Origin of the sequence: Burkholderia sp. SIMBA_051 (genome assembly GCF_046534915.1) — a bacterium.
Classification (GTDB): Bacteria; Pseudomonadota; Gammaproteobacteria; order Burkholderiales; family Burkholderiaceae; genus Burkholderia; species Burkholderia ambifaria.
The window spans coordinates 1-263 of the sequence record NZ_JAWRXS010000405.1 but is presented as its reverse complement, the minus strand read 5'-3'; the positions used below and the strand labels follow the sequence as shown (position 1 = coordinate 263).

Sequence of the window (263 nt, the reverse complement as noted above, 5' to 3'; positions counted from 1 at the left end):
CATGGCCTTCGGCGGCAACATCACGACCGTCACCCGAGCGCTGATGGTGCTCGGCATGGACACCGTCGGCCATCTGGTCGTCGGGCTGAAGCTGGTCGACCATTTCCACCAGAGCACGCCGCGTCGCATCGACGCGAAGCTCGAGCTGAACCGCGCGCTGCTGTCCGGCTGCGTCGCGCGCAAGCTGACCGAGCATGCGGAACTGCGCGGCGGCGAGGAAGCCGTCGTCTGCACGCTGATGCGCCAGGTCGGCAAGCTGCTGG

General features: G+C 68.1%; 1 protein-coding gene. It reads left to right on the top strand.

The window, feature by feature from the left end:
- Positions 1 to 263 (top strand): HDOD domain-containing protein (locus tag SB771_RS35055; protein ID WP_410722050.1); only part of this gene is annotated, 263 nt, incomplete at both ends.